The organism is Leptolyngbya sp. GB1-A1 (assembly GCF_039962475.1).
Lineage (GTDB): Bacteria > Cyanobacteriota > Cyanobacteriia > Elainellales > Elainellaceae > Leptolyngbya_A.
The window spans coordinates 373820-388437 of sequence record NZ_JAMPLI010000001.1 but is presented as its reverse complement, the minus strand read 5'-3'; the positions used below and the strand labels follow the sequence as shown (position 1 = coordinate 388437).

The following is a 14618-nucleotide window of genomic DNA, read 5'->3' as shown; positions in this document are numbered from 1 at the left end:
AGAAGCGTCATGGTTCCTGACTTTTTGCCTGTCTCAGCGAATGAAATTCAAGACCCGTGGGCGATCACCCTCCTTCATCAGATTCAGCGGCAGACCGTTCAGGTTGCTTTTCCTCAGGGCATCACCGCAATCGATACTGCTTTTGTTCACGCACGTATTTCTGAATTTCGATCGGGCATTCATTCACCGCTCTTATTTCTGAATGGCTTCGACAGTTCCCTGTTAGAATTTCGGCGAATCTTGCCGTTGTTACCTACTCAAGATATCTGGGCGATCGATTTATATGGCTCTGGATTTACGGCGTACTCTGCTCAAGTTCCCGTGAATCGTCAAACGATCCGTCTGCATCTTCAGCGTACGATGGCTGATTGGATTCATGAACCTGTGATTTTAATTGGCGCATCCTTGGGTGGAGCAGTTGCCCTTGATTTCGCGCTGCATTATCCAGAGTGGGTGAAGGCGATCGTTTTAATGGATAGCGTGGGATTTTCTGGGAGTTTTCCGATCGGTCAATTTCTGCCTGTCCCGCTCATTGAATTGGGAACCACATGGCTGCACTTTCGCAAACAGGCTGCGCTGACGGCTGCGACTTTATTGTCGGCAGGAGTTCTGCCCATTTTTCCGGCGCTCGATCCCGGATTAGCAGATGATTTGCGCTGTTTGCTGCTGCATCAGGAAATGCCGGACTGGGCAGCCGCAATCCGCTCTTTTACCCTGAGTGGTGGGTATAGCAATCTCGCTGAGCAAATTTCTCAAATCCAGCAGCCGACGCTGATTTTATGGGGAACCGCAGACGATATTCTCGGTATCGCCGATGCAGAAAAATTCAGGCGAGCAATTCCCGGCAGTCAGCTCGAATGGATTCAAAAAGCAGGTCATGCCCCTCATTTGGATCAGCCGCAGCAGGTCAGCGATCGGATTCTAGATTTTTGTCGGTTGCAGACTCGCTAAATCTCATCAAACGATCGCACGACTCCAAAACCCTCAGAATCCGAGGAAGAATTGCCCGGACGCAGCGAAAACAACCCCTGCATTCCCGCCAATCGCGCTGCTGTCAGTTCTGCGACCACATCAGAAACAAATAAAATTTCGGCAGGTGGAACTTCGATCGTTGCTGCAATCTTGTGATAGCTCTCCGGTTCGCGCTTCATGCCGATCTGCGTATCAAAATAGCCGCTCAAAAACTGCGTCAGATCGCCTGCTTCCGAGTAGCGAAACAAAAGCTGCTGCGCCTGTACGCTTCCCGACGAGAAAATATACAGCCGCTTGCCTGCTGCTATCCACCGCTCAAACGCGGGTTTGACATCGGGGAAGATCTGCGATCGCAGTGTTCCATCCTGATAGCCCTGATTCCAAATTTTGCCCTGCAACGATTTGAGTCCGGTTGATTTGCGATCGATCGCGATCAGGAAATGAATGTAGGGCACTGCCGCCGCAGGCGCGTTTCCCTCCCAGGCAGGCCAGTTTTCTGCACGATTATCCCTTTGGGGAACTGCATCTCTTTGAAAAGCTGCCAAGCAATCGGCTTCATACTCCTGCCGCAGCCGCTTCAGATCCGCCTGAACCGCTTCCTCCTGCCCGTGCTTCTGTAAAAACGCTTCAACCTGTTCTTCTGCATAGGGAAACAGCACCCCAAATACATAATCGACGGGGGTCGTCGTGCCCTCAATATCCAGGAGAATCACGCGGACTGCCTGAGAAATGCGATCGATCATACCAACCCCGAAAAGAGCCTAACAAACCAAAGTCCCCCCTCGCTCTTTTAGAGCGGCAAGTCAAAGGTTGGGGGATTTAGGGGGCGATGGAGAACACCCCTGAGACTGTTCAAACCACCGCTTAAACCGCTGCCATCGCAGGCGCACTAAAACAAAGCGGCGCAAACCCCTGCTCTTTACCGCTCTCGGTATAGTGAGGCGTCCAGCCTACGGAGTCTTGGAATAGCCGAATTGCGCGAATTCGCCGATCGCCACAGAGATCAAACCAGTGCAGCGTTCCCTGGGGCACAACGAGCAGATCGCCTGGTTCTACCTGAATGCTGACCACTGGGCCCGATTGGGGATTGATGTGGAACAGTCCGTGTCCCTCGATCGTGAAGCGTACTTCGTCTTCGGCGTGAGCATGTTCGCGGCTAAACTTTGCCAGCATGGCTTCCAGATTGGGCATGTCGGGCTTAATGTCGATCACATCTGCGGTGACGTAGCCGCCCTGCTGCTTTAACACCTCAATTTCTGAAGCGTAGGCGGCGAGAATTTCTTCGCTGGTTGCTGCTTCGCTCAGCGGGTGGCTCGGCTGCCACCGGGCAAAGCCAATGCCGATCGCCTTCAAATATGCCTCAATTTCGCCAGCGTCTTTAATTTGCCGATTTTCCTCTGGAATGGTGAGAACTGCCATTGTTTCGTCCCTTAACGCAAGTCACAGTATTCCAGCTTAGCGAAGTGTGAGCTTACGATAGGTCAACTCAAACAAAAATTCGAGAATCTCAAGATGCCGCCGGGCGTGAAACAGGGTATCGCCCCAGGTGTATAGCCCGTGCCCGACCACCAGAAAACCGTAAGAACGCGCCGTATCCGACAAAAACGGACGCACCGACTGACTCAGGATTTTCATGTCCTGCGAATTGGGCACAACGGGAATTGTTATCGTCTCTTCGTGGCTCTGGATGCCTTCTAAGCCCTTTAGCATTTCGTAACCAGAGAGCATGATTTTGCCGCGATCGGCATAGTATTCCGACAGCAGCGTATTAAAGACTGAATGGGTATGCAGCACGGCTCCTGCTCCCGTTTCTTTGACGACCGTAAGGTGCAGCAGCGTCTCCGCAGAGGTGCGCCCTTTCCCCTGCACTACGGTGCCCTCACCATCGACTTCGATTAAATCTTCTGGCTGCACCAGCCCCTTATCTATCCCACTCGGAGCCATCAAGAGCGTGAGCGGGGTGCGGCTGATCACTGCACTAAAATTACCCCCCGTGCCCTGTGCCCACCCCTGAGAGTGGATGTCTTGAATCACCCAGCTTAGCGTATCCCGCAGGTCTAACGAGTGCAGCATAGCGTATGACATTGTTAACCCAAACATTGTTAACCCAGTAGTCCAACCTAACGAGTCCAACCTAACAATTCACGAATTTCAGTCTGTAAATAAGCCCCATCGTCGATTAACAGTATCGTAATCGGGGATCAAGCGCAATGAGATAATTGAGCCGGATGCCAATTGGATTGGTGTTTCTGGGGAATTTAGCCAGGCAGCATATTCCCAGCAGTTTGGGTGAGAGTTGCTTTGATTTGAGCCGGAGCCAGGATCGGGTTTGCGCTGAGCATCAGAGTCGCAATGCCAGCCACAAAGGGAGCCGCAAAAAACGTACCGCCGCTGAAGCTGATAAGATTGCTGCTGAATAGAGGAATAGGTCGAGAAGAGGTCTTTACCAGGAGCCGTTATATAGTCGAAGTCGATCGCCTGGTTGCCCACCGGATTTGAAAAGTCTGCTATCCAGTTCTAAGGGCTGGGGGACAGTGGGAGAATTGTCTACCGAAGTGACCTGATAGCGAAGCTGATACCGACCGACCTAGCCGGGACGATCGCTCAAGACGCGCAGCTTATACAATTCGCAAATGAAGCTGACTGTGCGGCTAGCTTGAACGGCTTGAGTTCTTAAAACGATCGGGGCTTGAAGCTCAAAGTGTTTCTGCTGAAGTAGGTTTTGATGCTACGGACGGCAGTAGATTCTCAACGATCCCTGAGTTTGGAAGCAGTATGGACTGAGTTCAGTGAATGACCTGCGCTTCCTGGCTCGCTTGTTCCGGTTGCCGCATTGCCGCTTTTAGCTCACTGCAAATCCTCGCCGGGTCTGCCGATCGCGGATCGTGTCCAAATTGCCTAAGGGAATTGCCGCAATCAGGTGCTTGGTATATTCCGTTTGTGGACGGCGATAAATCGAATCGGCAGTGTCAATTTCTTCGATCCTGCCCCGGTTCATCACCATAATGCGATCGCTCATAAACTTAACCACGCTCAAATCGTGCGAAATGAAAATATAAGTGAGCTTAAATTCTTCCTGAAGTTCTTTCAGCAAATTCAGCACCTGCGCCTGCACCGACACATCCAGCGCAGAAACCGATTCGTCGCAAATAATAAATTTCGGGTTCAGTGCCAGGGCACGGGCAATGCAAACTCGCTGCCGCTGACCGCCGGAAAACTCGTGGGGATAGCGATTGCTAAATTCTGGATTGAGTCCCACCCGATCGAGCAGGTAAGACATTCGCTCCAGCCGATCGCGCCGGCTCTTGCCGACCTTGTGAATCATCAGCGGTTCCATGATTGCTTCGCCGATCGTAATGCGCGGGTCGAGCGAACTAAACGGATCTTGAAAGATAATCTGCATTTCGCGTCGAAGCTGCCGCAGCTTGCCACCGTTGGCGCGAGTAATGTCTTTGTTTTCAAAAACAATTTGTCCTGCCGTTGGCTTGACCAGGTGCAGCAGCGTTCGCGCCAGGGTCGTTTTGCCGCAGCCGGACTCGCCCACCAGACCCAGCGTTTCCCCCGGATACACCTGAAATGAAACGCCGTTGACTGCCATCGCCAGTCGCTGTGCCCGTCCAAAAATACCGTGAATCGGATAGCCCACCTGCAAATTCTGCACCGACAAGATGGGGGACTGCTGCTGAAGGGCGATCACCCGCTGATGGTCTTCTTCCGGGCTGATTGCCGCATTCGATCGCAATGCCTGATCCACACTCAGTGACTTCTCGCGAATGATCATTTCCCCACTGGGACTGGTGCTCACTTCCATAAAGTCGGTGATGGTCGGCAAAACTCGCAGGTGGCGCGTGGGCTGGGGACGGCAGGCAAGCAGTCCTTTCGTATAGGGATGCTGCGGATTCGAGAAAATATCCCACACCGCACCCGACTCCACAATCTTGCCCTGATACATCACCGCGACCTGATCGGCAATATCGGCAATTAAGCCCAGATCGTGCGTGATAAACATGATCGACATTCCCCGTCGATCGCGCAGTTCCCGCAGCAGATCCAGAATTCGCGCCTGCACGGTGACATCTAGCGCAGTGGTTGGCTCGTCGGCGATCAGCAGTGCCGGATTACAGGAAATCGCCATCGCAATCATGACCCGCTGAATCTGTCCGCCCGAAAGCTGATGGGGGTAGCGTTCCAGCATGGCGTACTTTTGCTCGTTGACCAGACTGGTAATTTCTCGATCGCCCAAACTGCCCTTCACACTGTCTCTCGAACTACTGCCCAGATGCTCTTTTTGCCAGGAGTCAATCGCCTGCTGCTGAAGTTCTTCATCAGAAGGCACGAGCTTCACTTCCTGCAATAAGCCGATCGCCCGTCGTCGCGCTTCTGAAGGGGAAATATTCGGTTCATGCTGCCGAATTGCCTCGACCAATTGAAAGCCACAGGTGTAGACCGGATTGAGCGAACTGAGCGGCTCCTGAAAAATCATCGATACCCGACCGCCGCGATAGTGCTGCATCTGCTCTGACGTGAGCGATCGAAGGTTCACAGGCTCCGCTTCAGGGTTGGGCTGAAACCAGACTTCGCCCTCAGGAATCCGCCCCGGCGAGGGAATTAGCCCCATGACTGCCAGCGAAGTCACTGACTTTCCAGAACCAGACTCGCCTACAATTCCCAGGGTTTGCCCGCGTTTGACCTGAAATGAGATGCCGTCTACGGCTTTAGTAATGCGATTAGAGGTCTGAAACTGAACGTGCAGGTTACGAACATCAAGAACAGTGTCATTCATGGCGGCAGGCAAACAGTGAGCAGAAAAAAGTGGGCAGTGAGCAGCAAAGTAACGTGGGCAAAAAAGCGAGCAATGGAATGAAGCGGATTAGCAGGATCTTAGCAACTTAGCAGCATCATATCGAGATTAAGGACGAAGCGAAGCAGTTCCCCACCTCTGGCATCACCCAACAGGCAATGTCACACCCAAAAGGCAATGTCGCAACTGTCACATTCTTGAAATTAGGCAAAAAATCCAATCGATAAGATGAAAGTCACCTCGCTTCTACACCTCACTCGTATGAAAGAACTTCGAACCGCTCAATCTCATAGCCAAGCCTGGATTATCCAAACCTGGCTTTCGTTTGCGATCTCAACTTCTGCTACGGCGATCGGCATTCTTTATTTGCCTGTGGATGGCTGGGTGAAGGGCTATCTCGGCATGGGCATGGCGTTCACGCTCGGTTCCACGATCAGCCTCACTAAGACCGTGCGGGATGAGCATGAGTCGAAAAGACTGCTGGCAAAAGTCGATGAAGCAAGAGTCGAAAAACTGCTGGCTGAGCATCATCCACTGCGCTAAACAACCGAATTTTTGGGGAAAACCAGAACATTTTGAGCGAACAGGGTGGGTATCTCCCACCTTTTTTAATCCTTTTCAAAGGACAAAACTATAAAAGTCTTTTCGCTCTTGTAATACTTTTTTTGCGATCGATAAATCTGCTCAAACAGCAAACTAATCTGAACGAATTACAGCAAGACGCAATTTAGTAGGGGAGTTTCTGAAAGCAACTTTGCCATTTCCTAGTTGATTGCCGCTGATTAAATTGCAATGATCGAGTTAGCTAATTGTTATCCAACTTTTCGATCGCTTCTCCTTTGAAATCAACCAATTGCGCGCTTTCTAGCCTGCCTAGAGCGAATCTGGAAATTCTTATTGATCCCTTGTATAAGAACAGAAATCAATCAGTGTCTTGTCGAATAGAATTGAGTGCAATTGAACTAATTTTAAGAAGGAGTTATTACCCGTGGAAGCGATATTACTCTCAGTTCTGGCAATCTTTGGAATTGTTTTTTGGCAAGATACGGCTCCTAAGAAAAAAGATGAAAAACCAAAGACCCCAGAACAAAAACTTCTGGAGGCACTGGCTGAATACGAACAAAAGAAAGACGGCGGCAAAAAAACCACCAAAATTGTGGTTGAGATTAACGATCGCTAGCTGATGCGCGGGTAGGAGGATTGATCAGGTCTGTTCGAGGATTAGCCAGGAGGATTAGCCCAGCGGTCGATAAACCCGATAGTTCACCTCTGGAAAGATATTGTCGATCGCTTCAACCTTTTCTAACCAGCCCGAATCAATTTTGCCCTGGTTTAGGTCTTCCCACAGTTTGTTAAATCTTTGGAGGTGCGATCGGGTGCGGCGGACAGCGTAGGGAACCATTGTTCCGGTTCGCATAATAAATGCCCAATCCGAAGATTGCGCCAGCAGCAGTTCTCTTGCCGCCTGGTTTAGGGCACGCCATTCGAGTTCGTCGCTCGGTTCGCGGTGCGATAGATCGATCATGCGCTCGGCAGCTTTGTGCAGATGAGGATAGATCCAGGCGTTGGTTTCATTCAGCCAATACTCGTGGAAACCACGAAAACCCCAGCTCGACTGCGACGGACGACAAACCTGCTGCGACGGATGACGTTTCAGATAGTCCGCCAAGTGAATCATTTCGTAGGCTTTCTGGTCGTACCAGGTTTTGCGGAACAGGTAGTCGAGAAACCACGGACCTTCGTACCACCAGTGACCAAAAAGCTCTGCGTCATAGGGCGAGACGATAATCGGCGGACGCTGCATAATGCCGTAGAGGTGTTCGACCTGCTGTTCGCGGTTATACATAAAGTTGCCCGCGTGTTCGGCGGCTTTTTCCCGTGCCCAGTAGGGGTCGTAGAGGGATTTGTCGCTCAGTCCCAGTCCGCGTCCGGTGATTTTGTGATATTTAATCCCTGTGTTTTTGCGCTGCCCGTTGGGCATGATGTAGGGCTTGATGTACTCGTAGTCCGCATCCCAGCCTAGATCGCGGTAAAACTCGCGATATTCCGGCGCACCTGGATAACCCACCTCTGAAGACCAAACCTGCTGCGATGATTCGTGATCGCGCCCAAAGACTGCCACACCGGTTTCAGTGAAAATGGGCGCATAGGTTCCAAAGCGGGGACGGGGACGGGCGTAGAGAATGCCGTGACCATCAGTGAGAAAGTAGCGCAGTCCGGCATCGGCGATCATGCGCTCTAATCCGTCGTAATAAGCACACTCCGGTAGCCAGATGCCATTTGGCGATCGTCCAAAATGCTGTTCATAATGTTCACAGGCAACTTGAATCTGTGCCCAGACTGCCTGCGGGTACATTTTCATTAAGGGAAAGTAGCCATGCGTCGCCCCACAGGTAATAATCTCCAGATTGTTACTGTCTAGAAATTGCTTAAATCCGGCGACTAAATCATGGTTATAACGCTCCCATGTTTCGCGTACCTTGTTAAACTCAGTGGCATAGAATTCAGCCAGATATCGGAGATGTCCATTTTGGGCGTAATGCTCGACTTCTCTTTCTGCTAATTCTTCGAGTTGAGCCAAATGATGATCGTAGCGTTCTTGGAGTAATGGATCTCGCAGCATCGACACAAGCGGCGGTGTCATGCTCATGGTCATTTTGAAATCGATTCCGTCTTGCTTGAGTCCTTCAAAGACGTGCAGCAGCGGAATGTAGGTTTCAGTAATCGCCTCAAATAGCCACTCTTCTTCTAAGACATAGTCGCTTTCAGGATGTCTGACGAAAGGCAAGTGGGCGTGCAAGACCAGGGCAAGATAGCCAATACTCATAGGTTTAAGGTCTGACGGTTAAGACAGGCAATGGAACGATTTAGCAGACAAGACAGCAAACAAGGTATGTAGGGAACGTAAATCGGGCATCCTATACCGGATCGGGAAAAGCCGTTGCCAAGATTGTAAAGCAAAAGTTAAGCAAAACGATTGATGGGGCAAAGGGAGTTATGGCAGAACTACGTTTAATCGAACTGGCACAGCAGGGTGATCCGCAGGCGATCGCAGCTCTGATGAATCAGTCGCTTCAGCCCAAGGGCATGACGGCAACAGTGGAGCGGCAGGGCAATGCGCTGGAAGTTACCCTCGAAGCCGATCGCGTCCCCAATCGTCAGGCATTGACTGCGTTTGTCGAGAAGGGCATTCACAATCTCGGGATTGAGTCGATTCGATCGATTCGCATTATGGGACAGCAGACGGGCGCGAGTTTTCCTGCCTGGATGCAGGAATTGTATCTGGAAGTGTCCCCGGCTGATTTGCTGGGTGATGTGCCGAATCAGTCCATCACCGAAGCGGGTTCCCTGGCCGATGCCTCAGGGGCTTCACAGTTTTCCGAAGAGACGATCGCGCCCAGTTTAGAACCCGATTTCCCTGAATCTGATTTCGCTGAAGGCATGGCTTCACCGTCTGCCGCATCTGAGCCGTTGCCGGATTTGCTCTTTCCAGAAGCTTCCGACGTTCAGGGTTTAGCAGGCTCAGACTTATCCGCTGCTTTAGAGGGATTGAGCGAAACGCCGCTGCCGCCGTCGAGCAATCAGGCTGATCTGGAAGCCGAACTCGGAGCAATTTGGGATGAGCAGGCGCAAGACCAATCGAATGATCTTCTGCAAGATCTGTTTGCCGATTCAGACGCGACCCGTTCAGAAAGCGATCTGGATCAGTTTTCGGCTGAATTGGATGTCAGTCCTGACCCTGCCGCACCCAGTGCCCTCGATGACCTGAGCAGCTTGCAAGACTTGTTTGCCGACGAATCGATCGAGACGAAGCTGCCCGACCGTTCCCCTGACCCGGTGCTGACTGACCCCTGGGAAGACCTGCCTCAGGCTGATGCTGCTGGGTCCGATCGTCCTGCGGCTGGAATGATCGACGATCTGTTTGCAGACAGCCCCAATGACCCGGCAACCACCGACGAGATGGAGTTTGAGGCTGCCGCAGTTCCGTTGACGAGCGTTGATGATTTGCTGGCGGCACTTGATGGCGAGGAAGACACTGGAATGAGTGCGGATGAGGGTGGTCGCAGTGAAATTGGCGATAGCAGCGATGAATCTGCTGATGCGTTTGAAGCTGCATTCGGGGAAACGCAAAATCCTGATGACGCGCCTGATTCCACCACTGTCCTGGTCGATCTATTTTCCGTGGATGTCTCAGCAGAAAATGGAGAACCGCTTTTTACAGAAGAAGTAATTCTGATTGAGGAAACGATCGTCTTTGATTCATCTGATGATTTTGCTGGGGATGAGCTTGTCGGGAATGACGCCAGCGAGGACGTTTCGGTTGACTTTGGTGCGGGCAACGAAGCCGCCATGCTTGATCTGTTTTCAGAAGACGCTTTTTCAGAAGACGCTGCACCCGAAATCCAACCAGACGAAGCCGCCATTGCCGATCTGTTTTCAGAAGCGGCAGCCCCAGAAGAAATCGCTCCACCTGAAACAGCAGACGACGCACTCGATCGGGCACTGTTTGGCTCTGACGATTTTGAGGCTGGCATTTTTGAGGCTGGTATTGATCAGGGTAACGACCCTGGGATGAGCGAAGCAGATTTCGCGATCGATGAAATGGGCTTGCTGCAAACCGATGACAATTTTGCGTTTCCAGCGCAGGAAGAAGGGGACAGGGCGATCGATGATCCAGCGATGCCTCCAGGTCTCTCAAGCGCGATCGATGAGAATTTGTTTATGGTTGCCTCTGAGCCTTTAGACTTTGACAGTCTGGAGTTTGGCATTTCAGAATCCGAAGCGTTGGATGCGAATTTGATCGATGAGCTAGGTTTTGAGCCAGGTTTTGAGTCAGAGTCTGAGTCAAATTTTGATCCAAATCTTGAGTCAACTTCTGAGTCGCTCGACTTTCTAGATGAAATGGCAACCGAAGCCGAAATGCTGCCCGAGGTGATGCTCCAGGATCAGTGGATCGAATCTTCGCCCTCTGAGGAGTCTCTTGCAGGGGAACTCGGACTAGAAGGATTTGCCCCAGAAGAATTCACTACTGCGTCTGAGCAGGATGTTTTGGCTCAGGAGTTTCCCACGGGCTCCGACCCGATCGATTTCCCAACTGATTTTTTCCCCGCTGAAACGCCTGCTGAATCGGTTGGTTCGCAGTTTCCTACAGCGGGAATTGAGGAATCTGCTGCCACCGCAGAACCTTTTGCAGATTTTGGGGAAGCAGGCGATTTGGAAGCCAGCAATTCAGATGTGGGTGATTCGGACGTAAACAATTCAGACGTAAGCGATCGAAATAATAATGACAATCTCGATCTGACCGATTGGTTTGCAGATCAGATCGATTCGGGCGATCCGGCGGCAGAACTCTCGACTGCACCCTCCGAGGACTTTTTGATCCACGAAGATATGCCCAATTTTGGCTTCAGTGGGGAAGCTAGCTCCGAAGCCGCCGCTGATGCTCTGTTTAACGATGTGCCTCCCGAACCCTCGTTTACCCCCGAAGCCGATCTTCTGGAGGAGCTGACTTTTGAGGAAACGTCTGAGGACCCTTCAGAAAACGCTTCAGCTGAATTTGCTCCATTAGAATTTGCCCCATCAGACATTGAGCCCGAACCCGCTCAGCCTGAGATTACCCAGGAGCAGCTCGAAGCCCAGATCGAAAACCTGTTTGCCGAGGAAGAAGACAGCGTGACCGAAGACAGCTTCCAAAACTCCTGGGAGCTTGCATCCGATGATGTGTCTGACGACTCTGCTGATATCGCAGCTTGGGGCAGCCCACTGGATTTAGACCTGGGCGAACCTGCTGACCTGGAAGAACCTGCTTTGCCCGATTTTGCAGAGCAATCTAGTTTTCCTGAAGACCTGACAAATGCGGATCTCATCCTGGAGCCGCTTGTCCCGGAATATTCCGAAGAAATCATTGCTTCGGACTCTGTTCTGGATGATGCGCCCTCGACCGCAGAAACCGTCCTGCCGGATTTGAGCTTTGAAGACGAAGTGACGATCGTAGAGCATGATTTGGCCGACAACGATCTGCCTGATTTGGCAGTCTTGACCGATATGCCAGACATCGACCTCCCCGATGATCAGGTCATTTCTTCGCACGAAGACCCGTTTGCAGCTGACCTCGCAGGCTTTGACGCTGCTTTGCCCGAAATGGCTACCGACGATGCCGATACCTCGCTGGCAAATACTCTGAGCTTGTCGGAGGCGATCGATCCAGATCAGCTTGTGAATGATTTACAAGGTGACGATTTACAGCGTGACGATTTACAGGACAATCCGTTGGAACTGTCGCTCGGCTTCCAGAACAGCCTAAATCAGGAAGATTACGGCGATCTGACCACGCTGGAGGAGCCTTCCTTACTGGAGGAATTAACCGACGAACAGCTTCAGGAGTTGCTGGGCAACCAGCCGGAGGATGTCGCGCCTAATGACTTTGCCCTGGATAATCCTGCTCTAGATAACCCTGTTCTAGATGACCCTTCAGAAGACCCTGTGCTTCAGCAGTCCTTCTCGGAGCCATTTGCCGATTTCAACCCGGAACCCGTTTCAGAAACCCCGGCAGATCTTTCAGATCCCGTTTCAGCTTCCCCTGAGAACGAACCTCTGCTCGACTTCCTTAATCGACAGTTTGGCCTGGAAGAAGAGCTGTCCCCGGTGGAAGAACCGGAGCTAAGCTCGGAGCCAGTAGCCGATCGCGAAATCCTCGCGGAAACCGAGTTCCTCGATCGATCGGAGAATGCACACCAGCCTACACAAATTCCGTTTGCAGCGACCCCGTTTGCAGCGGCCTCAATGGCTTCCTCTGACGTGCCTGCTGCTGTCGAACCGAATCTGGATCTGTCTGACGATTGGCTGGATGATACCAGTCCCGCAATGCCTGCCCATTCTGAAACTGCTCCTGCGATCGGGGCAGACGATTCAGAGTGGCAGGAACAGTCTCAGGAAGATCTGGAACGCCAGCTTGAATCTTCTGATTTTGTCCAGCCTGTACCAAATGAGGTGTACCCTCCTGCTGAGCCGAGTGCTGCTCCGCCCAGAGTTGTCGTGTCTTCCTCACCGTCTCGCCCAGCCTCTAGTTCAACCGGGATATTTACGCTCATTCTGTTTTCGATCGTCGGATTTATTGCCGCGCTGCTCGGATTCTCGCTCTGGTCAGAGCTTTCTGCTCCGCCTGAACCTCAACCGCAGCCTGTGCCTGCCCCCACTGATCCCCCGGCTTCTCCGGTAGCTCCCCCGACAGCTCCCACCGCGCCTCCGGCAGCCCCAGCGGTTCCTCCTGTCCAAACTGCTCCTCCTACTGCTCCAGTGGCTCCTCCGGCAGATGCTCCCGCCGCGCCCCCGCCAGCTCCGGCAGATGCTCCAGTGGCTCCCCCGCCTGTTGCCCCCGTGGTAACACCTGAAGCATCCCCAGTTCCTCCTGCTGCTCCAGTGGCTCCTCCGGCAGATGCGCCCGCTCCTCCAGCGGCTCCTGCTTCACCGTAGAAGAGAAATTCTTAAGTGGGGGCAAAATCGCCCTCACACCTCTTCCTCTTTTGATGCCTCACGCAATCGGGTAACAGTAATCCGGCAACAGCAAAGAACACAAAACAAAAATCCCCCGATCGACTCAAAATGGATCAGGGGATTTTTTCGATTAAGACGATCGCTAACGTTTGTTGTTATCCCTTATTGTTGTCCTTCTACCGAGAATTGTTCAAAACTAAACCGTTCAAAACTCGATCGGCTACACCGAACTTTTTGCGCCCAGTTCACCTAAATTAGCCGTTGAGTCAGCATTCGCAGCCCGCTCTTTTTCAAGCCGCCGCTTCCGTGCATAGAGCTGAATAATTGCTGCCATTGCCACAATCATTGCCACAATGCCCCAAGCCGTTGCTGACGTCGGTAAACTATTCTTAAAGACTGCCAGCAGCACAATTAATACAAGAAATAAAGTTGGTACTTCGTTGAGCCAGCGAAACTTTTGTCCGCTCCACTGCATATTTCCGGCTGCAAGCTGTTTCATCCAGCGACCGCAAAGGTGATGATAAACCACCAGCAGCGCGACCAGACTGAGTTTGACATGGAGCCAGGTTTCGTGTAGCAGGCTTGGCGCAGTAACCAGCATTGCGATCGCCATTGCCACGGTCAGCACCATTCCAGGCGTGGTAATCAGGTTATAGAGACGCTTCTCCATAATCTGATACTGCTGCTGCAAAATCGTGCGAGCGGGTTCGGGCTGCTCATCTGCCTCAGCGTGATAGACAAACAAACGCACAAGATAGAAGAGTCCGGCAAACCACACTACGACTCCGATGATATGAAACGCTTTAAACCAGAGATATGTCATGGGATGTCTTTATCTATTGTCCAGCCCTCATTGTATCGAGTGGGAAGGGGATCAAGATAGATGAAAAAACAGCCGCAGCGACAAGCCGATCGTTAAGTTTAATGCGTACTCAGATACCAGGGAGATAGAGATTTTGACAAGCGAATCGCAACTAGAAATAAGCGAGACACGATCCAAATCGGAGTCAGTGAAAGATTAAGAAGTGAAACAATTCAAACCGCGTTAAGCCACGTTAAACCGCGTGCTTAAACAGCGTATCTAGATAAACCCTGGCAGCCCGTCGATAACTGCGGGAAGAATCGGGAGTCGAGCTTGTGCCGTTTTGCAGCAGGAAGAGCGAGAGCGCGGCGCAGAAGACCCGGTCATGATCCCAGTCAGGGTGGGTTTCTAGATAGCCTTGAAGCGACTCGTGCAGTTCTTCCGGGATTTCTGCCAGGATGCTAACCGTTGCTTGCATGGGAACCTCGTTGAAGATGAGTAACTGTAAAAGATACCTCTAGTTGCTTCAAATGAAGCAAATTTGCTCAC

At 51.8% G+C, this 14618-nt stretch carries 12 protein-coding genes; 4 read left to right on the top strand and 8 right to left on the bottom strand.

What is annotated here, in order from left to right:
- The first annotated feature begins 9 nt into the window (after positions 1–9).
- A complete protein-coding gene (locus NDI45_RS01640; RefSeq protein WP_348245881.1) occupies positions 10–951 on the top strand; it encodes an alpha/beta hydrolase in 942 nt (313 codons plus the stop codon).
- On the opposite strand, the gene mtnC is transcribed toward NDI45_RS01640, so the two are convergent.
- The 5 genes from mtnC to NDI45_RS01615 all read right to left on the bottom strand — a co-directional run bounded on the left by mtnC (position 948) and on the right by NDI45_RS01615 (position 5755).
- Positions 948–1715: an acireductone synthase gene (gene mtnC / locus NDI45_RS01635; RefSeq protein ID WP_348245879.1), complete on the bottom strand. Its 768-nt coding sequence runs from the start codon at positions 1713–1715 to the stop codon at positions 948–950. The two genes, NDI45_RS01640 and mtnC, sit on opposite strands and share 4 nt — an antisense overlap.
- Before the next feature lie 121 nt (positions 1716–1836).
- Positions 1837–2391 (bottom strand): cupin domain-containing protein, encoded by a 555-nt coding sequence (locus NDI45_RS01630; RefSeq protein ID WP_190793799.1) that lies wholly within the window; start codon positions 2389–2391, stop codon positions 1837–1839.
- Positions 2392–2427: 36 nt separating this feature from the next.
- Positions 2428–3045: a methylthioribulose 1-phosphate dehydratase gene (gene mtnB / locus NDI45_RS01625; protein ID WP_190793798.1), complete on the bottom strand. Its 618-nt coding sequence runs from the start codon at positions 3043–3045 to the stop codon at positions 2428–2430.
- Positions 3046–3123: 78 nt separating this feature from the next.
- On the bottom strand, positions 3124–3462 hold the full coding sequence (locus tag NDI45_RS01620; protein ID WP_348245876.1) for a hypothetical protein: 339 nt from the start codon (positions 3460–3462) through the stop codon (positions 3124–3126).
- A 352-nt stretch (positions 3463–3814) separates the two neighbouring features.
- On the bottom strand, positions 3815–5755 hold the full coding sequence (locus NDI45_RS01615; RefSeq protein ID WP_190793797.1) for an ABC transporter ATP-binding protein: 1941 nt from the start codon (positions 5753–5755) through the stop codon (positions 3815–3817).
- A gap of 279 nt (positions 5756–6034) precedes the next feature.
- On the opposite strand from NDI45_RS01615, the gene NDI45_RS01610 reads away from it, so the two are divergent.
- Together NDI45_RS01610 and NDI45_RS01605 are read left to right on the top strand one after the other, a co-directional pair.
- The gene (locus NDI45_RS01610) at positions 6035–6316 is read left to right on the top strand and encodes a YiaA/YiaB family inner membrane protein (protein ID WP_190793796.1); all 282 of its coding nucleotides are present in this window, start codon (positions 6035–6037) and stop codon (positions 6314–6316) included.
- A 445-nt stretch (positions 6317–6761) separates the two neighbouring features.
- Positions 6762–6953: a hypothetical protein gene (locus NDI45_RS01605; RefSeq protein ID WP_190793795.1), complete on the top strand. Its 192-nt coding sequence runs from the start codon at positions 6762–6764 to the stop codon at positions 6951–6953.
- A gap of 54 nt (positions 6954–7007) precedes the next feature.
- On the opposite strand, the gene NDI45_RS01600 is transcribed toward NDI45_RS01605, so the two are convergent.
- The gene (locus NDI45_RS01600) at positions 7008–8600 is read right to left on the bottom strand and encodes a glycoside hydrolase family 57 protein (RefSeq protein WP_348245873.1); all 1593 of its coding nucleotides are present in this window, start codon (positions 8598–8600) and stop codon (positions 7008–7010) included.
- Between the two features lie 170 nt (positions 8601–8770).
- Between NDI45_RS01600 and NDI45_RS01595 the strand changes: the two genes are divergently transcribed.
- Positions 8771–13246: a hypothetical protein gene (locus tag NDI45_RS01595; protein ID WP_348245871.1), complete on the top strand. Its 4476-nt coding sequence runs from the start codon at positions 8771–8773 to the stop codon at positions 13244–13246.
- Positions 13247–13487: 241 nt separating this feature from the next.
- Here the strand turns inward: NDI45_RS01595 and hemJ are convergent, their stop codons facing one another.
- Both hemJ and NDI45_RS01585 read right to left on the bottom strand, forming a co-directional pair.
- On the bottom strand, positions 13488–14090 hold the full coding sequence (hemJ, locus tag NDI45_RS01590; RefSeq protein ID WP_190790627.1) for a protoporphyrinogen oxidase HemJ: 603 nt from the start codon (positions 14088–14090) through the stop codon (positions 13488–13490).
- Positions 14091–14322: 232 nt separating this feature from the next.
- Positions 14323–14547, bottom strand: coding sequence for a DUF2811 domain-containing protein (locus NDI45_RS01585; protein ID WP_190790626.1), 225 nt, complete (start codon positions 14545–14547; stop codon positions 14323–14325).
- Between the last annotated feature and the right edge of the window lie 71 nt (positions 14548–14618).